The 17,081-nt window shown below is 71.3% G+C and carries 15 protein-coding genes; 7 read left to right on the top strand and 8 right to left on the bottom strand.

Features of this window, described 5'->3' with window-relative positions; translation table 11 throughout:
• Positions 1 to 6 precede the first annotated feature (6 nt).
• Entirely contained in the window at positions 7 to 2,442 is a 2,436-nt protein-coding gene (gene hrpB / locus A7B20_RS15955) for an ATP-dependent helicase HrpB (protein WP_102109579.1), read from the bottom strand.
• Between the two features lie 107 nt (positions 2,443 to 2,549).
• Here hrpB and meaB point away from each other — a divergent pair, with 107 nt between their 5' ends.
• Positions 2,550 to 3,554: a methylmalonyl Co-A mutase-associated GTPase MeaB gene (meaB, locus tag A7B20_RS15950; RefSeq protein ID WP_102109578.1), complete on the top strand. Its 1,005-nt coding sequence runs from the start codon at positions 2,550 to 2,552 to the stop codon at positions 3,552 to 3,554.
• Positions 3,555 to 3,744: 190 nt separating this feature from the next.
• Positions 3,745 to 4,032 carry a 50S ribosomal protein L28 gene (gene rpmB / locus A7B20_RS15945; protein ID WP_102109577.1) on the top strand — a complete coding sequence of 96 codons (288 nt, stop codon included), beginning with the start codon at positions 3,745 to 3,747 and terminating at the stop codon, positions 4,030 to 4,032.
• A 136-nt stretch (positions 4,033 to 4,168) separates the two neighbouring features.
• On the opposite strand, the gene A7B20_RS15940 is transcribed toward rpmB, so the two are convergent.
• From A7B20_RS15940 to truA, 3 genes are all read right to left on the bottom strand, one after another.
• Positions 4,169 to 4,858 carry an NAD-dependent deacylase gene (locus tag A7B20_RS15940; protein ID WP_102109576.1) on the bottom strand — a complete coding sequence of 230 codons (690 nt, stop codon included), beginning with the start codon at positions 4,856 to 4,858 and terminating at the stop codon, positions 4,169 to 4,171.
• Positions 4,859 to 4,985: 127 nt separating this feature from the next.
• Entirely contained in the window at positions 4,986 to 5,297 is a 312-nt protein-coding gene (locus A7B20_RS15935) for a hypothetical protein (RefSeq protein ID WP_102109620.1), read from the bottom strand.
• Positions 5,298 to 5,400: 103 nt separating this feature from the next.
• Positions 5,401 to 6,201 carry a tRNA pseudouridine(38-40) synthase TruA gene (gene truA / locus A7B20_RS15930; RefSeq protein WP_102109575.1) on the bottom strand — a complete coding sequence of 267 codons (801 nt, stop codon included), beginning with the start codon at positions 6,199 to 6,201 and terminating at the stop codon, positions 5,401 to 5,403.
• A 122-nt stretch (positions 6,202 to 6,323) separates the two neighbouring features.
• Here truA and A7B20_RS15925 point away from each other — a divergent pair, with 122 nt between their 5' ends.
• The 5 genes from A7B20_RS15925 (at position 6,324) to A7B20_RS15905 (ending at position 14,279) form a co-directional block, all read left to right on the top strand.
• Positions 6,324 to 7,739 carry a YcjX family GTP-binding protein gene (locus A7B20_RS15925; RefSeq protein WP_102109574.1) on the top strand — a complete coding sequence of 472 codons (1,416 nt, stop codon included), beginning with the start codon at positions 6,324 to 6,326 and terminating at the stop codon, positions 7,737 to 7,739.
• Between the two features lie 156 nt (positions 7,740 to 7,895).
• The gene (locus A7B20_RS15920; protein WP_102109573.1) at positions 7,896 to 8,918 is read left to right on the top strand and encodes a YcjF family protein; all 1,023 of its coding nucleotides are present in this window, start codon (positions 7,896 to 7,898) and stop codon (positions 8,916 to 8,918) included.
• Positions 8,919 to 8,920: 2 nt separating this feature from the next.
• Positions 8,921 to 10,543: an FAD-dependent oxidoreductase gene (locus tag A7B20_RS15915; RefSeq protein WP_102109572.1), complete on the top strand. Its 1,623-nt coding sequence runs from the start codon at positions 8,921 to 8,923 to the stop codon at positions 10,541 to 10,543.
• Between the two features lie 194 nt (positions 10,544 to 10,737).
• On the top strand, positions 10,738 to 13,749 hold the full coding sequence (ileS, locus tag A7B20_RS15910) for an isoleucine--tRNA ligase (protein ID WP_102109571.1): 3,012 nt from the start codon (positions 10,738 to 10,740) through the stop codon (positions 13,747 to 13,749).
• Between the two features lie 284 nt (positions 13,750 to 14,033).
• The gene (locus A7B20_RS15905) at positions 14,034 to 14,279 is read left to right on the top strand and encodes a DUF3253 domain-containing protein (protein ID WP_172961040.1); all 246 of its coding nucleotides are present in this window, start codon (positions 14,034 to 14,036) and stop codon (positions 14,277 to 14,279) included.
• Here the strand turns inward: A7B20_RS15905 and A7B20_RS15900 are convergent.
• The 4 genes from A7B20_RS15900 to A7B20_RS15885 all read right to left on the bottom strand — a co-directional run.
• Positions 14,267 to 14,959 (bottom strand): CDP-alcohol phosphatidyltransferase family protein, encoded by a 693-nt coding sequence (locus tag A7B20_RS15900; RefSeq protein WP_102109619.1) that lies wholly within the window; start codon positions 14,957 to 14,959, stop codon positions 14,267 to 14,269. The genes A7B20_RS15905 and A7B20_RS15900 overlap by 13 nt on opposite strands.
• Positions 14,960 to 15,148: 189 nt before the next feature.
• Positions 15,149 to 16,063, bottom strand: coding sequence for a tyrosine recombinase XerC (locus tag A7B20_RS15895; protein WP_102109569.1), 915 nt, complete (start codon positions 16,061 to 16,063; stop codon positions 15,149 to 15,151).
• Positions 16,064 to 16,073: 10 nt separating this feature from the next.
• Positions 16,074 to 16,781, bottom strand: coding sequence for a DUF484 family protein (locus A7B20_RS15890; RefSeq protein ID WP_102109568.1), 708 nt, complete (start codon positions 16,779 to 16,781; stop codon positions 16,074 to 16,076).
• A 60-nt stretch (positions 16,782 to 16,841) separates the two neighbouring features.
• Positions 16,842 to 17,081, bottom strand: a 240-nt coding sequence (locus tag A7B20_RS15885; protein ID WP_172961039.1) for an alpha-ketoglutarate-dependent dioxygenase AlkB, incomplete at its 5' end; no start/stop codon positions are given.

Here is a 17,081-nt window from a genome sequence, read left to right as displayed (position 1 = left end):
GGGGCATCAGGTGCCGCGGGGCTTCGCGCGCAGGGTCGGCGCGGCCTCGGCGGGATTCTCGGGCCAGGGGTGGCGGGGATAGCGGGCGCGCATGTCCTTCCGCACGTCGCCATAGCTGTCGGCCCAGAAGCCGGGCAGGTCCAGCGTGGTCTGCACCGGGCGGTTCGCGGGCGACAGCAGCGTCAGGCGGATCGGGCGGCCCGCGGCCAGCGGGTGGCGCGTGGTGCCGAACATCTCCTGCAGGCGCAGCTCGGCCTCCGGGTGCTCGCCCGAATAGTCGATGGGCACCTTGCGCCCCAGCGGCGTGACGAGATGCGAGGGGGCGCTCCTGTCCAGAAGCTGCGTCTGCTCCCAGTCGAGCATCTGCGCCAGCGCCGGGGTCGGATCGAAGGCCTTCCAGTCCCCGGCACTCCTGACGCCCGCGAGGAAGGGCAGCAGCCAGTCCTCCAGCCCCTCCATCAGCGCCGCGTCGGACATGTCGGGCAGGGCGTGGCCCTCGGAGCGCACCAGCGCCACCCGGGCGCGCAGCCGCTCGGCGGCGGGCGGGAAGGCGAAGCCGAGGTCGCGCACGCCGTCGAGCATGGCGCGGGCGATATCCTCGGGCGGCACGTCGCTCCAGCTGCGGTCGTCCAGCACCAGCGCGCCGAAACGCCCCTGCTGGCGGGCAAGGACGCGGCGGCTGCGCCGGTCCCACTGGCAGAGGTCTTCCCAGCGGATCGCCTCGCCGTGGACCTCGCGCAGTTCGGCAGCGGTCAGCGGCAGGGCCTGGCGGATCCGCGCCTCGCGCGGGTTGCCGTCGGTGTCGGCGAGGACGAGGAGCGGCGCATCGGCCAGCGGGTCGGCGGCATCCATCACCGCGCCCTTGCCGCCCGACATGACGAAGCGCGCCGCCTCGCCCGGGCGGCGCTGCGCGATGCGGTCGGGGAAGGCGAGCGAGAGCGCCTGGGTGGGCGTGAGGCCGGCCTCGGGACCGGCCAGGCGGGAGAGGCGCTGCGCCTCCTTGCGCACCCGGTCGACCGCGGCGCGGTTGGCGACGTGGGGCTGGTCGGCGCCCGATCGGCGCAGCGCCCTGAGCCGCAGCGACAGGTCGGACGGGGCACCCACGAGAATGTCGCGATCGGACAGGAGCGCGGCAAGTTCCGTTGCCTTCGGGCCTGCCAGTTGCAGCATATGTGCAAGTCGGGGGTGCAGCGGCATCGCCGCCAGCGCGCGGCCGTGATCGGTGATCCGCCCGTCGCGCAGCGCCCCGAGCCCGTCCAGCAGCGCCTGCGCCTCGGCAAAGGCGCCCGCGGGGGGCTGGGTCGGCAGGGGCAGGGCGGCCGGATCGGCGGTGCCCCAGAGCGCGAGGTCGAGGACGAGGCCCGCAAGGTCCGCCGCCTCGATTTCCGCCGGGGGATAGGCGGCGAGGGCGCCTTCCTCGGCCTTCGCCCAGAGGCGAAAGCAGACCCCGTCGGCCACCCGTCCCGCGCGGCCGCGCCGCTGGTCGGCCTCGGCCCGCGTCACCCGTTCCGTCACCAGCCGCGACATGCCCGATCCCGGATCGAACCGCGCGCGCCGCGCCCGCCCGCCGTCCACCACCACCCGCACGTCGGCGAGGGTCAGCGAGGTCTCCGCGATGGCCGTCGACAGCACCAGCTTGCGCCCCGAAGCGGCCGGCGCGATGGCCGCCCGCTGCTCGGCCAACGGCAGCGCGCCGTAAAGCGGGCGCAGGGCGACACCGGCGGGCAGGCGGCCCTCCAGCAGGCGGGCGACGGCGCGGATCTCGCGCTCGCCCGGCAGGAAGGCGAGGAGGCCGCCCTCGGTTTCGCCAAGCGCCCGTTCGATCAGCCCCGCCATGGTGGGCTCGAACCTGAGGCTGCGGTCGAGCGGGCGGTCGAGCCAGCGGGTCTCCACCGGGAAGCTGCGACCCTCCGAGGTGACGACCGGCGCTCCGCCCATGAGCTCGGCCACGAACCCCGCGTCAAGGGTCGCCGACATCACCACCAGCACCAGGTCCGGGCGCAGCGCCTCGCGCACCTCGAGGCAGAACGCGAGGCCGAGGTCGGCGTTCAGCGAGCGCTCGTGGAACTCGTCGAAGATCACCGCGGCGACACCGGGCAGGTCGGGGTCGGACTGCAGCATCCGCGTCAGGATGCCCTCGGTCACGACCTCGATCCGCGTCGCCTTCGACACCTGCGCCTCGCCCCGGATGCGGTAGCCCACCGTCTGCCCCACGGTTTCGCCTAGCGTCTCCGCCATCCGCTCGGCCGCGGCGCGGGCGGCGAGGCGGCGGGGTTCCAGCATCAGGATCCGGCCCGGCAGGTCCAGCGCGTCGAGCATGGCCAGCGGCACCCGCGTCGTCTTGCCCGCGCCGGGCGGCGCCTGCAGCACGGCCTGCCGCCCGGCGCGCAGGGCGTCGAGAAGGGCGGGCAGGGCGTCGTCGATGGGCAGGGGCGCAGGCATGGCGGGGGTATCGCGCAAGCGGCGCGCGGTTTCCAGCGGCGGCGGAGGAGACTGGACAAGCCGGGGTGCGGCGGGCACAGAAAGGACGCCCCGAAGGAGAGGTGCCGATGCCCGTCCGAGATCCCGAAGCCCAGGCCGACTCCCTGGCCGAGGCGCTGGTCGCAGGCGAACGGCGGGCGCTGGCCCGGGCGATCACGCTGGTCGAAAGCCGCCGCGCCGACCATCGCGACCAGGCGGTGGCGCTGCTCGACCGGGTGACGCCCGGCGCCGGGCAGGCGCTCCGCATCGGTCTGTCGGGCACGCCGGGCGTGGGCAAGTCGACCTTCATCGAGGCCTTCGGGATGCGGCTCTGCGAGGCGGGAGAGAGGGTGGCGGTGCTGGCGGTCGATCCGTCCTCGTCCCGCTCGGGCGGCTCGATCCTCGGCGACAAGACCCGGATGGAGCGGCTGTCGCGCCACCCGAACGCCTTCATCCGCCCCTCGCCCAGCCAGAGCGAGCTTGGCGGCGTCGCCCGGCGCACCCGCGAGGCGGTGAGCCTCTGCGAGGCCGCGGGCTTCGGCGTGGTGCTGATCGAGACGGTGGGGGTCGGCCAGTCCGAGACCATGGTGGCCGAGATGAGCGACCTGTTCGTGCTGCTGCTGGCCCCGGGCGGCGGGGACGAGTTGCAGGGGGTGAAGCGCGGCATCATGGAGATGGCCGACATCATCCTGGTCAACAAGGCCGACGGCGCGCTCAGGCAGGCGGCGGTGCGGACCGCGGCCGACTATACCGGGGCGCTGCGACTGCTTCGCAAGCGTGCGCAGGATCCCGAGGGGTTTCCCCTGGCGATGACCGTCTCGGCCGAGACCAGTGAGGGGCTGGAGGCGGCCTGGGGGAAGATGAGCGCGCTGGCGGACTGGCGGCGGGCCGAGGGGCATTTCGACAAGCGGCGGGCAGAGCAGAACCGGCACTGGTTCGAGGAGGAGGTGCGGCAGGGGATGCTCGCCCACCTGCGCGCCGATCCCGCGACGCGGGAGGCGATGGCGCGGCTCGGCGACGCCGTGGGGGCGGGGGACCGGCCCCCGGCGGCGGCGGCGGCGGAGGTGCTGGCGCTGCTGACCGGCGGAAGGTAGCGCCGGGGGGCGGCGGCGATACCCGCGCGGTCTTCCCGGGAAGCGCGACGGCGATGAATCGCTTGACGCCCGTGGGAGGCGCCACTAAGACGCGCGGACGGAATTCATGGTGCTGCCCCGGCGGCGCCGTCAAGCAGTGCCGCAGGTCGCGCCTCCGGGCGCGCTGCGGCGACAGATCGAGGATGTACCCATGTCGCGCCGTTGCGAACTGACCGGAAAAGGCCCGATGTCTGGCAACAATGTCAGCCATGCCCACAACAAGACCCGCCGCCGGTTCCTGCCGAACCTGAACGAAGTCTCGCTGATGTCCGAAGTGCTGGGCCGTACGGTCAAGCTGAAGATCTCGGCCGCCGCCCTGCGCACCGTGGACCACCGCGGCGGCATCGACGGCTTCATGGCGAAGGCGAAGGACTCGGAGCTGTCGCCCGATGCGCTGAAGCTGAAGAAAGAGATCGCCAAGGCCCGCGCCGCGGCCTGATCGCATACGGCTCCCGGATGGCCGAGCCCCGCTGGTGCAGCGGGGCTTTTCGCGTTTGCGCCCTGAGTCGGGGCAGAGGCAGTTCGCCCGCCTCCGGTCGCGCGGGCCATCCCGTGTCGTCCGCACGGACGCGGCGTCAGGCGGTGGCGAGCATCTCCTCCACCCAGGCGGGCACCACGCGGGTTGCAGGGCCCTCGCGGGTCTCGTCGAACAGCGCGGAGCTTCCGGTGCGCTCGAGGTTCAGTTCGAGCGTGGGGATGCCGCGGCGCTGCGCCTCGGCCACGAAGCCCGCTGCCGGGTAAACGCTGCCTGAGGTGCCGATGGCGACGAAGCGGCTGGCGCGGGCGAGGGCGGCCTCGATCCGCTCCATGTGATGGGGAAATTCGCCGAACCAGACCACGTCCGGTCGTGTCGCGGTGGCGCCGCACCGCGGGCAGCTGTCCTCGGGCGACATCGTCTCCGGCGCCGGCCAGCGGGCGGCGCAGGCGTGGCACAGGGCCTGCATGAGGTGCCCGTGCATCGCGATCACGCGGCGGCTGCCCGCCCGGGCGTGGAGATCGTCGACGTTCTGGGTGACGATCTCCACGCGGTCGCCGAGGGCGGCTTCGAGCCCTGCAAGGGCGAGGTGTGCCGCGTTGGGCTCGGCGGCGCGGCAGTTCGCGCGGCGGGCGTTGTAGAAAGCGTGGACGCGGGCGGGATCCCGGGCGAAACCCTCGGGAGTCGCCACGTCGGCCAGATCGTACCGCGACCAGAGGCCGCCTTCGTCGCGAAACGTGCCGAGTCCGCTTTCGGCCGACAGCCCCGCGCCCGTCAGGACGAAGATCACGCGCCGCTTTTCTGAAGAAAAGCGGACCGGACTTCTTCAGAAGTCCGGTTCGGCGTCGACGGTCGGGTGCGGCAGGCCCGCTTTTCTTCAGAAAAGCGGGACGGACTTCTCGAGAAGTCCGTCTGGCTCACCGGCAGTAGGCCTCGGCGGTGGAGCCGAACTGGATGTACTTCTTCCAGAAGTCCTCGTCCCGGCGGCTGGAGGACTGGCGCACGACCTGGGCCCGGTCGGGGTCTCGGAAGAAGCGGGCCGCCATGCGCTGGTCGCGCCGGTCGAGGGTCAGGTCAGCGACCTGCTGGATGCAGCCGCAGAGCGCGCGATTCGCCGCCTTGCGCTCGGAGCCGAGACAGGCGCGTTCGATCATGCCGGCCTCGGCGGCCAGGGGGGTGAGCACGGAGGCGCCCAGCACGAGCGCGGCCATCAGCGAAATGGATTTCATCTGCATTGCCTTGTCTGTATCTGGCCGGATCCCGCATTTTTACGGTGAGTCCGGCGTGTCTGCCATGGCTGCAAGACTGTCATCTCTCCCTGCGCCGGGCAAATCACAATTTGGCTTCGGCCTGCGACTGTTGTGCATCTGCAAAGGGGTCCCCGGGGTAGCCGACCCCGGTCAGGTACAGTCCTTCGGGCGGAGAGACCGGGCCGCAGGCCGCGCGGTCGCCGGCGGCGAGGGCGGTCGCCACGTCCCGGGGCGCCCAGGCGCCCGCGCCGACCCGCTCCAGCGTGCCGACGAAGCTTCGGACCTGGTTGTGCAGGAAGCTGCGGGCGGAGAGGCGGAAGGTGAAGAGGCGGCCGCCGGGGACGGCACTCTCCTCGATGTCGAGACGGTCGAGTGTCTTCAGCGGGGAGGCGGCCTGGCAGAGGGTCGAGCGGAAGGTGGTGAAGTCGTGGTGGCCGACGAGGTGGCGCGCGCCCTCCTGCATCGGCACGAGGGCGAGGGGATGACGGACCTGCCAGGCGAGGCCCTTCTCGTGGACCAGCGGCGCGCGGCGGGCGATCAGGCGGAAGGTATAGTCGCGGCGGATCGCGGAGAAGCGGGCGTGCCAGTCGGGTGCGACCTCGGCGGCGGCGGTGATGGCCACGGGCAGGGGCTTCAGGTGGTAATTGACCGCTTCGGAGAGGCGGAAAGGATCCCAGGACCGCGCGAGGTCGCAGTGGGCGACCTGGGCCGTGGCATGGACTCCGGCGTCGGTTCGTCCGGCGGCGGCGATGCCGGGGTGGTCCGGGTCGATCCGGCGCAGCGCGTCCTCGATCGCGCCCTGGACGCTCGGCTGGTCCTTCTGGCGCTGCCAGCCCGCGAAGGGGGCGCCGTGGTATTCGACCTTCAGGGCATAGCGGGGCATGGGCCGCGCTTTAGCGCGGGCGGCCGGGCTTGGCAATCGGAGGGCGGCGGTCGCGCGGCGATCGCACTGGCGGCGGCACGGGGGCGCCCCTATGTTGCGGACGAGTGAAGGAGGCGGCAGACGTGATCATCGGCGACATCGCGGAAGGGCTGAGCCGCAGCATCGGCTCGGTCGGGTCCAGCGTGACAGGGGCCTTCTCGGACCCCGTCATCCGCCTTGGCGTCACCGGCCTGTCGCGGGCGGGCAAGACGGTGTTCATCACCTCGCTCGTGGCGAACCTGATCAACCGGGCGCGGATGCCGCAGCTTGCCGCGGCGGCGGACGGCTCGATCCGCACCGCCTATCTCCAGCCGCAGCCGAACGACACGCTGCCGCGCTTCGATTACGAGACGCACCTCGCCGACCTCACGGGGCCGACGCCGCGCTGGCCTGCGAGCACGCGCGCCGTATCGGAGCTGCGCCTGTCGCTCCGGGTGCAGCCGACGGGGCTGATGGCGGGACTGAGGGGGGTGCGGACGGTCCATCTCGACATCGTCGACTACCCGGGCGAGTGGCTGCTGGACCTCGCGCTGCTCGACAAGGACTACGCGACCTGGGCGGAGGAGACGCTGGCGCGGATCGCCGCGCGCCCCCTCGCGGCGGAGTACCTGGCGCTGGCGGGGACGACCGACGGCACGGCGCGTCTGGAAGAGCCGGTGGCACAGCGGCTGGCGGCGGTCTTCACCGCCTACCTGAACGCGGCGCGGGAGGAGGGGTTCTCCGACTGCACGCCGGGGCGGTTCCTGCTGCCCGGCGACCTCGCCGGTTCCCCGGTGCTGACCTTCGCGCCGCTGGCGAAGCCCGAAACGGTGCCGCGCGGCGCGCTCTGGCGCGAGATGGAGCGGCGGTTCGAGGCCTACAAGCGCGAGGTGGTGAAGCCGTTCTTCCGCGACCATTTCGCCCGGATCGACCGCCAGGTGGTGCTGGTCGATGCGCTCGGCGCGATCCACGCCGGGCCGCAGGCGGTCGAGGACCTGCGCCGCGCCATGGCCGAGATCCTGTCGGCCTTCCGTCCCGGCCGGAACGCCTTCCTGAGCCAGCTGTTTCTCGGACGACGGGTCGAGCGGATCCTCTTCGCCGCGACCAAGGCGGACCACCTGCACCACACCCAGCACGCGCGGCTTGCGGCGATCATGACGGCGCTGGTGGCGGACGCGAAGGGGCGCGCGGATTTCGCCGGAGCGCGGACCGAGGCCATGGCCATCGCCGCCCTGCGCGCCACGACCGAGGATACCGTGGACCACCAGGGCGGCACGCTCGACGTCGTGCGGGGGCAGCTTCTGGGTTCGGGCAAGCGGGCGGCCTTCTATCCGGGCGAGCTGCCCGCCGACCCGATGCATCTTCTCGCCCCGGCGCGGGAGGGGGCGGAGGCGTGGCTCGACGGCGACTATGCCGTGATGTCCTTCGCGCCGCAGCCGCTGACTCTGAAGCCGGGCGAGGGGCCGCCGCACATCCGGCTGGACCGGGCGGCGCAGTTCCTGATCGGGGACCGGCTGTGAGCGCGCGCGTCTTGTGCGGCGTCGCGCCGGTCGAGGGTGCGGATGCCTCCGGCGGGAGTATTTGGGCAAAGAAGAAGCAGGGGATGCGCTCCGGGGTTGCGGACCGGCGCGTGCCGGGTGGTGGCGCCGTCCTTGTTGCGCGCGGGGAGGGATGCAATGCGTGAGCCGAAGCGGGGGCCGGTGCTGATCGAGGACGAGGTGACGGTCATGGCCACCGCGCGCCCCGGACCCGGAGAGGTGCCGCCGGTACCCGACACCGACATGGACCTGCCAAGCGGGCAGGCGATGCGGACCATGGCGGCGCTGGCGGCGCGCAAGCCCTCGGCGCTGGCGCGGTGGTTCTGGCGGACGCTGGTCGCGATGCTGGGCTTCTTCCTGTCGCTCGCGGCCTGGAACATCGTGACCTCCCTGATCGCGGCGAACCCGGTGCTGGGCTATACCGCGATGGGGCTGGTCGGGGCCTTCGTGCTGGTGCTGGTGCTGATCGCCCTGAAGGAATGGGCGGCGCTGGCGCGTCTTCAGCGCCTCGACGGGGTCCACAAGGCCGCCGTGGCGACGCGGGCCTCGGGCGACCTGAAGGCGGCGCGCGACGTCGTGGACCGGTTGGTGTCTCTCTATTCCGGGCGGGCCGAGCTCGACTGGGGGCGGACGCGGCTTTCCGAACGGCGGGGCGACAGCTTCGATGCCGACGGGCTGTTCGACCTGGCCGAGGTCGAGCTGCTGGCGCCGCTCGACGCGCGGGCGCGGCTGGAGGTGGAGGCGGCGGCGCGGCAGGTCGCCATGGTCACGGCGCTGGTGCCGCTGGCTCTGGCCGACGTCGTCACGGCGCTGACATCGAACCTGCGGATGATCCGGCGCATCGCCGAGATCTACGGCGGGCGGGGCGGGACGCTGGGCAGCTGGCGGCTGACGAAGGCGGTGATGACGCACCTCGTGGCGACCGGGGCGGTCGCCGTGGGGGACGACCTGATCGGCTCGTTCGCGGGCGGCGGGATCCTGTCGCGGGTGTCGCGGCGGTTCGGCGAGGGCGTGGTGAACGGGGCGCTGACGGCGCGCGTGGGTGTCGCGGCGATCGAGGTCTGCCGGCCGCTGCCGTTCCACGGGGCGCCGCGGCCCTCGGTCTCGCGGCTCGTCAGCCGGGCGTTGAGCGGGCTGTTCCCCGGCAGCAAGGAGGACTGAGCATGGAGAGCATGGCGGCCGATCTCGCGACGATGATCCGCACGCCGCTGCTGCCCGGGCACGTGGCGGCCATGGCGAAGGTCGGGGTCGAGACCGCTCACGGCGCGGGCGAGGTGATCCAGGAGGTCGGCGCCCCTGTCGAGACCTTCCATTACGTGCTGGAGGGCGAGCTGGAGGCGATCGACCCGCAGACCGGCGGGCGCTACGGCAACGCCTCGCTCGGGCCCGGGCAGTTCTTCGGCGAGATCACCTTCCTGCACGGCGGCAAGGCGATGCTGGGCGCGCGGACGGTGCAGCCCTCGCGCCTGCTCTGCGTGCCGCGGGAGCGGATGCTGGCGCTGATGGCGGCGGTGCCCGAGATGGGCGACATCGTGGTGACGGTGCTGGCGGCGCGGCGGCGGCGGGCGCTCGAATCGGGCAGTTCATCGCTGACGCTGATCGGGGCCGAGGTCAGCCGCGAGATCCGCCAGATCGCCGCCTTCGCAGGGCGCAACCGCATCCCCTGCCGCAGCCTGACCCTGGGCGAGCACGAGGCCGAGGCGCTGGCCAATGCCTGTTCGCTGTCCGTGACCGAACCGGCGGTGCTGTTCGGCAAGGACGAGGTGATCCGCGATCCGACGCCCGCGCGGGTGGCGGCGCGCCTCGGGCTCGACCTCGGCATCGGGACGGACGAGGTGTTCGACGTGCTGATCGTCGGCGGCGGGCCCGCGGGCATTTCCGCCGGAGTCTATGCCGGGGCCGAGGGGCTCTCGTCGCTGGTGATCGAGGACCTGACGATCGGCGGGCAGGCCGGCACGTCGAGCCGGATCGAGAACTACATGGGGTTTCCCACGGGCATCTCCGGCGCCGACCTGTGTTTCCGCGGCGAGGTGCAGGCGATGAAGTTCGGCACCCGTTTCGCCATGCCGCGCCGGGCCGTGGGGCTGGAGAAGCGGGAGGACGGGCTGTTCTGCGTCACGCTCGACGACGGCCGCGTGGTCTGCGCGCGCGCGGTGGTGGTGGCGACGGGGGTGCAGTACCGGCGGCTGCCGCTGGAGCGGCTGGAGCATTTCGAGGGGGCGGGGATCTATTATGCCGCGACGGACGTCGAGGCGCGGTACTGCCGGGATACCGAGGTGGTTGTGATCGGCGGCGGCAATTCGGCCGGGCAGGCGGCGATGTTCCTGTCCCGGACCGCCCGGCATGTGCACGTTCTGGTGCGCGGCGACTCGCTGGCGAGTTCCATGTCCGACTACCTGTTGTCGCGGCTGGAGCGGAACCCGCAGATCACGCTGCACTACTGCACCGAGATGACCACGCTCCATGGCGATGAGCACCTGACGGGGATCACCGTTCACGAGCGTGTCGGCGGGCAGGACTGGAACATCCGCACCGGCGCCGTCTTCGTCATGGTCGGGGCGGCGCCCAATACCGCGTGGCTCTCGGGGCTGGTCGAGCTGGACGGAAAGGGCTTCGTCAGGACCGGGACGGAGGTGGGCGGTGCCAGCTTCTTCGCCACCTCGCATCCCGGCATCTTCGCCGTCGGCGACGTGCGGGCGGGGTCGGTCAAGCGGGTGGCCTCGGGCGTCGGCGAGGGGTCGGTCGTGATCTCGGCGGTGTGGGAGCATGTGAACGCGCCCCGGTGAGCCATGGGACGGTCGGGACGGCTTGTTTCCGCGCAGCGTGCGGCCTATACCCCTGCCCATGTGGAGCCCTCGTGCGATCATCGCCCGAATTAGCGGCCCGGCGCTCTGACCAACCGAGCTGCCGGGACAAGGCGTATGGACCCGCGCCGCCCTTCCTCTGCCCCTTCACCGACTGACTGACCGAGGCTTTACCCATGTCCTCCGACACCTCCTCCGAGACCGTTTCCCACGACTACAAGGACACCCTGCGCCTGCCGCAGACCGATTTCCCGATGCGCGCGGGCCTGCCGAAGCGCGAGCCCGAGTGGCTGGCGCGGTGGGACCGGATCGGCGTCTATGGCCGGCTGCGCTCGACCGCCGCGGGTCGCGTGCCCTTCGTGCTGCACGACGGTCCTCCCTATGCCAACGGGCACCTCCACATCGGCCACGCGCTGAACAAGACGATCAAGGACATGATAGTGCGCTCGCGCCAGATGATGGGCCATGATTCGCGCTACGTGCCCGGATGGGACTGCCACGGCCTGCCGATCGAGTGGAAGATCGAGGAGAAGTACCGCGCCAAGGGGCAGGACAAGGACGCCGTGCCGGTGGTCGAGTTCCGCAAGGAGTGCCGGGAATTCGCCGCGGGCTGGATCGGCATCCAGCGCGACGAGTTCAAGCGGCTGGGCGTCACCGGCAACTGGGAGGATCCCTACCTGACCATGGACTTCCACGCCGAGGCGGTGATCGCGGCGGAGTTCCAGAAGTTCCTGATGAACGGGACGCTGTACCAGGGATCGAAGCCCGTGATGTGGTCGCCGGTCGAGAAGACCGCGCTGGCCGAGGCCGAGGTCGAGTATCACGACCGCCAGACCGAGGCGATCTGGGTGCGCTTCCCGGTGGCGAGCGCGCAGTCCGACATCTACGACCGCGAGAACGTGATCCCCTTCGAGGAGGAGACGCCGGAGACGCGCGAGGCGGTGGCGGCGGCGGGATCCGCCCGGCAGGCGCAGCTTGAGCGCGCGGCGGTGCTGATCTGGACGACGACCCCCTGGACGATCCCGCAGAACCGCGCGATCTGCTTCGGCCCGTCGATCTCCTACGGCCTCTACGAGGTCACCGGGCGGCCCGAGGAATGCTGGGCGGCCATCGGCGAGCTGTTCGTCGTGGCCGACGACCTGGCCGAGGAGGTCTTCGCCGCCGGGCGTCTGGACAAGGACATGGTGCGGCGGCTGCGCCCGGTCCATCCCGAGGAGCTGGCCGGGGTGGTCTGCGCCCATCCGTTCCGCGGGCTCGACGGCGCGCACGGCGAGTGGGACTTCGACGTGCGGCTGTTCCCGGGTGAACATGTGACGGCGGATGCGGGGACGGGCTTCGTGCACACCGCGCCGTCCCACGGCGACGACGACTACCAGATCGGGCTGAAGCATGGGCTGCCCATGACCTTCAACATCCTCGACGATTCCTCCTTCCGGGCGGACCTGCCGTTCTTCGGCGGCGAGGCGGTCTTGAAGCCGAACGGCAAGCCCGGCGGCGCCAACAAGGCGGTGATCGAGAAGCTGAAGGAGCCGGGCGCGCTGTTCGCGCTGAAGCGGATCACGATCTCGGACGCCCATTCGTGGCGGTCGAAGGCGCCGGTGATCCGCCTGAACCGCCCCCAGTGGTTCGCCGCCATCGACCGTGCCGTGGGTGACGGGCAGGACCGTTACGGCAGCACGATCCGCGAGCGGGCGCTGACCTCGATCGACGAGCTGGTGACCTGGACGCCGCCGCGCGGCCGCAACCGGCTGCACGCGATGATCGAGCAGCGGCCCGACTGGGTGCTGTCGCGCCAGCGTGCCTGGGGCGTGCCGCTGACCTGTTTCACCAGGGTCGGGGCCAAGCCGGACGCGGCGGATTTCCTGCTGCGCAACGAAGAGGTGAACGCCCGCATCGTCGAAGCCTTCGAGAAGGAGGGCGCCGATGCCTGGTACGTCGAGGGCGCGAAGGAGCGGTTCCTGTCGGGGATCGTGAATCCCGACGACTACGAGCAGGTGTTCGACATCCTCGACGTGTGGTTCGACTCCGGCTCGACCCACGCCTTCGTCCTGCGCGACCGCGCGGACGGGGCGCCGGACGGGATCGCCGACGTCTACATGGAAGGCACCGACCAGCACCGCGGGTGGTTCCATTCGTCGCTGTTGCAGGCCTGCGGGACCAGGGGGCGCGCGCCCTACAAGGCGGTCGTCACCCACGGCTTCACGCTGGACGAGAAGGGCATGAAGATGTCCAAGTCGCTCGGCAACGTGGTGCAGCCCGAGACGGTGGTGAAGCAGTACGGCGCCGACATCCTGCGGCTCTGGGTTGCGCAGGCGGATTACACCGCCGACCAGCGGATCGGCGACGAGATCCTGAAGGGGACCGCCGATAGCTACCGGCGGCTCAGGAACACCATGCGGTTCATCCTCGGCAACCTTGCGGGCTTCACCGAGGCCGATCGCGTGGAGGCCGCGGAGATGCCCGAGCTGGAGCGCTGGGTGCTGCACCGGCTGGCGGAACTCGACCAGGTGGTGCGCGAGGGCTATGCCGCCTACGATTTCCAGGGGGTGTTCCAGGCGATCTTCACCTTCGCCACGGTGGACCTCTCGGCGGTCTATTTCGACATCCGCAAGGACGCGCTGTACTGCGACGGGCCGTCGGAGCGGCGCAACGCGGCGCTGACCGTGCTGGACCTGCTGTTCCACCGTCTCACCACATGGCTCGCCCCCGTGCTGGTCTTCACCATGGAGGAGGTCTGGCTGGAGCGGTTCCCGGGCGAGGACTCCTCGGTGCATCTGGTCGATTTCCCCGAGACGCCCGCCGCCTGGCGGGACGAGGCGCTGGCGGAGAAGTGGGCAGGCATCCGCCGCGCGCGCCGCGTGGTGACGGCGGCGCTGGAGGTGCAGCGGCGGGACAAGGTGATCGGCGCCTCGCTCGAGGCGGCGCCGGTGGTCCATGTCGAGGATGCGCGGCTGCTTGCCGACCTCGGCACGGTGGCCTTCGACGACATCTGCATCACCTCGGGAATGACCCTCTCGGGCGATCCCGCGCCCGGGTCGGCGTTCCGCCTGCCGGACGTGCCGGGGATCGGCGTGGTCTTCGCGCTGGCCAAGGGGGAGAAGTGCCAGCGGTGCTGGAAGATCCTGCCCGACGTCGGGACGCACGCCCATCCCGGGGTGTGCGGGCGGTGCGACGCGGCGCTGGGATGATGCAGGGTTTCCCGTTTCTTGCGAACGGGTTGGCCTGACAAGCTGAAGTGTTTTCCGAGCTGCGGTGCGATGTGCTGCAGCTCGGACGACGCGCCCGGGTGTCACCCCGGGCAACTCCCGACCGCCCTCGTCGCCATTGTCTCTCGCATCAATGGCGCGACAATGACAACCGGGGGCTACTCTCCCGCCGGCGGTCGGGGGCTGCCCTCGGTGCGAAACGGGTTCGTTCAAGACAAGTGTCGGGCGGGCGCTATGTGTAGCGTGTCCAAACCAGGTCCATGAGAATGCCCATCACCGACGCCCGGATCCGCGACACGCTCCTGGACCTCGCTCACCGGCGGGGGGCGGACAAGACGTTCTGCCCGTCCGAAGCCGCCCGCGCCCTTGCGCAGGACTGGCGGCCGCTGATGGACGACGTGCGGCGCGTGGCGGACGGCCTGGAGGATATCGAGGCGGTGCAGAAAGGGGAGCGGGTCAACGCGAGGGATGCGAAAGGGCCGATCCGGCTGCGGCTGGCTCAGTCGGGCTGAGGGATGATCTGCTGCGCGATGCCCGCGAGGACGAGGTAGATCGAGGTCACGATCAGCCCCCAGTGCGCCCAGGAGGCCGGGTCGAAGTCCACCCAGGCGGCCCAGCCCGCGCAGAAGGTCCAGAACAGGGCCATGGGCAGCGTGACGGCGCGCCAGCGCTCGGTCCTGACCGGGTGGACGAACTTCAGCGGCAGGAACATCGCGATGGCGAGCAGCACGACGATGCCGAGGATGACGTAGAAGTTCGGCGCGAGCGCGAACATCACGATCACCACCATGTTCCAGCACCCCGGGAAGCCCGAGAAGGAGTTGTCCTTCGTCTTCATCCGGGTGTCGGCGAAGTACACGACGCTGGTGAAGGTGATGACGATGATCGCGGTCCAGCCCGTCCAGCCCTCCAGCAGGTTCGACTTGAACAGCGCGTAGGCGGGAATGAAGACATAGGTCAGGTAGTCGATGATCAGGTCCATCAGCACCCCGTCGTACTGGGGCGCGTGGGTCTTAACGTCGTATTTGCGGGCGAGGGGCCCGTCGATCCCGTCGACGCCGAAAGCCACGACGAGCCAGAGGAACATCATGCTCCACTCCTCCTCGACGGCGGCCAGCATGGCCAGCATGGCGAAGACCGCGCCGGTGGCGGTCAGGAGATGTACGAGAAGGGCGCGCGTCGCAGGAAGCATCCACATGTCATGGCGCAAACGGGGCGGGGGTGCAAACGGTTCCCTTTTGTCCGGGGGGGCGCGCGGGTGGAGAGTGCGGGACCGGGGCTCTGCCCCGGACCCCGGGATATTTATATAAGCAAAGATGGGAGGGGGTGCGGGGGAGGGAGCGAGGGCGCTGCGGGCGGCGGCGGTGTTGCCCCTCAGGCCTCAGCCGCGGGGGTGGGCGCGGGCGTAGACGTCCAGCAGGCGGGCGGTATCCACTGCGGTGTAGGCCTGGGTCGTGGAAAGCGAGGCGTGACCCAGAAGCTCCTGGATCGCGCGCAGGTCGCCCCCGGCGTCAAGGAGGTGGGTCGCGAAGGAGTGGCGCAGGGCGTGGGGCGTCGCCGTGGCGGGCAGTCCGAGCTGCATCCGCGACTGCTCCATCACCTTCTGGATCGTGCGCGCGGCGAGGGGGCCGCCCCTGATGGCGCGGAACAGCGGCGCGTCGCGTTCGAGCGGGTGGGGGCAGAGGGCGACATAGGCGGCGACGGCCTTCCTCGCGGCGGGCAGGACGGGGACGATGCGCTCCTTCCCGCCCTTGCCCCGGATGCGCAGGGGATCGGGCAGGGGGTGGTCGGCGCCGGTGAGGCCGAGCGCCTCGGAGATCCGCAGCCCGCAGCCGTAGAGGAGCGTGACCACGGCGACGTCGCGGGCGGCGACCCAGCCCTGCGTCGCCTGCAGCTCGACCGTCGAGATCATCTCGCGCGCCGCGTCTTCCGAGAGCGGGCGGGGCAGCTTCCGGCGGAACTTCGGCGAGCGGGTGGAGAGGATCGCGGTCGGGTCGAAGCCCTCGCGCTCGGACAGCCAGCGGGCGAAGCTCTTCACCGCCGAAAGCGACCGCGCGAGGGAGCGGGCCTGGACGCCGCGGCCGCGTTCGTGGGCCATCCAGGCGCGCATGTCGGAGATGCCGACCCCCGCGATGGTGGTGATGCCGGTGCCCTGGCCGAAGTGCATCTGCAGGAATTCGAGCCAGCCGAGCACGTCGGCGCGGTAGGCGGTCAGGGTGTTGTCCGCCGCGCCGCCCATGGCGCCCATGCCGTCGAGCCAGGCCTGGAGCGCGTCGCGGGCGGCGGGCGAGATCATCGGCGCGGAATCAGGCCAGCCAGCGGCGCATCGAGCGTTCGAACACCCCGGCGAAGAAGCCGAGGAGGTCGGTGCCGTGGGCCGGGGTGAACATGTGCGGATCCTCGCTGCCGAGGGCCAGCAGCCCGGGCAGGCGGCCGTCGCCGAAGTCGAGCCTGAGGCAGGCCTCGGAGCGCAGGTCGCCCGCCGCCGCGCCGTAGACGCGGGGATCGCCGCCGTCGCAGGGGCGCAGGGTGACGCGTCGCTCGGGCGTGTTGCGGCCGCGGGTGAGATAGCCGCTGATGAAGCCGGGCTGGGCGATCGACAGCACGTCGGACATGCTGCGGATGTCGGGATCGCTGTCGGCGAGATCGGTTTCCAGCACCAGCCGCAGCGCGTCGAGGCGCAGGATGTCCGAGACATCGGTGGCCAGCCCGTGCAGGAAGCCCTCGAAATCCACCGGATCCAGCATCTTCAGCACGGCGCGGTGGATCTGGTTGGTGCCCGCGAGGTTCTCGTAGGCGGCGGCGATGACGCTGCGGTGGGTGTCCTCGAGCCGCTCCAGCCGGTTCTCGAGCCGTTCCATCGCGATGGCCCGCAGGTCCACCACGTTGCTGCCCTTGGCGCGGTCGTTGCCCGCGATCAGGGCGCGCATCAGGTCCAGATCCTCGAGGATCACGTCGGGCTCGGACATGATGCGGCTGCGCAGGTCGTCTGCGATCAAGGCTCGTTCCCCCATGGGGCCCTCACGGCGTTGTTCGATTTGTGCATTTTTAAGCGCAAACCGGGGCCGCGGACATCAGGAAATTGCAGGATTGTCGGAAGTGAGGCGGCGGCGGGGGCCTCTTGCTGCTCCCCCCCCCCCGCCGCGGGGGGCCGCCCAGCCGCTTCCGGTGCTCCCCCCCTCCCCGCCCCCGCCGATCCGGAACAGCCCCTCGTCGCCGAGCGAGACCGAGATCACCGGCCAGTCGAACGACGCCTCGTCGCGGTCCTGGTGCAGCCCCATCCGCGCGCCCTCGCCGTAGAAGTTGACGAGGCA

It is taken from the genome of Oceaniglobus roseus, assembly GCF_002869745.1.
Lineage (GTDB): Bacteria > Pseudomonadota > Alphaproteobacteria > Rhodobacterales > Rhodobacteraceae > Oceaniglobus > Oceaniglobus roseus.
Note: the sequence above shows the minus strand (reverse complement) of the source record. Positions and strands in the feature narration are given on the sequence as shown.

Excerpts from the sequence above, each read along its gene's own strand:
- hrpB (WP_102109579.1), bottom strand. The coding sequence starts at position 2,442 with ATGCCTGCGCCCCTGCCCATCGACGACGCCCTGCCCGCCCTTCTCGAC.
- meaB (WP_102109578.1), top strand. The coding sequence starts at position 2,550 with ATGCCCGTCCGAGATCCCGAAGCCCAGGCCGACTCCCTGGCCGAGGCG.
- rpmB (WP_102109577.1), top strand. The coding sequence starts at position 3,745 with ATGTCGCGCCGTTGCGAACTGACCGGAAAAGGCCCGATGTCTGGCAAC.
- A7B20_RS15935 (WP_102109620.1), bottom strand. The coding sequence starts at position 5,297 with ATGAAATCCATTTCGCTGATGGCCGCGCTCGTGCTGGGCGCCTCCGTG.
- truA (WP_102109575.1), bottom strand. The coding sequence starts at position 6,201 with ATGCCCCGCTATGCCCTGAAGGTCGAATACCACGGCGCCCCCTTCGCG.
- A7B20_RS15920 (WP_102109573.1), top strand. The coding sequence starts at position 7,896 with ATGCGTGAGCCGAAGCGGGGGCCGGTGCTGATCGAGGACGAGGTGACG.
- A7B20_RS15915 (WP_102109572.1), top strand. The coding sequence starts at position 8,921 with ATGGAGAGCATGGCGGCCGATCTCGCGACGATGATCCGCACGCCGCTG.
- ileS (WP_102109571.1), top strand. The coding sequence starts at position 10,738 with ATGTCCTCCGACACCTCCTCCGAGACCGTTTCCCACGACTACAAGGAC.
- A7B20_RS15905 (WP_172961040.1), top strand. The coding sequence starts at position 14,034 with ATGCCCATCACCGACGCCCGGATCCGCGACACGCTCCTGGACCTCGCT.
- A7B20_RS15900 (WP_102109619.1), bottom strand. The coding sequence starts at position 14,959 with ATGCTTCCTGCGACGCGCGCCCTTCTCGTACATCTCCTGACCGCCACC.
- A7B20_RS15895 (WP_102109569.1), bottom strand. The coding sequence starts at position 16,063 with ATGATCTCGCCCGCCGCCCGCGACGCGCTCCAGGCCTGGCTCGACGGC.
- A7B20_RS15890 (WP_102109568.1), bottom strand. The coding sequence starts at position 16,781 with ATGGGGGAACGAGCCTTGATCGCAGACGACCTGCGCAGCCGCATCATG.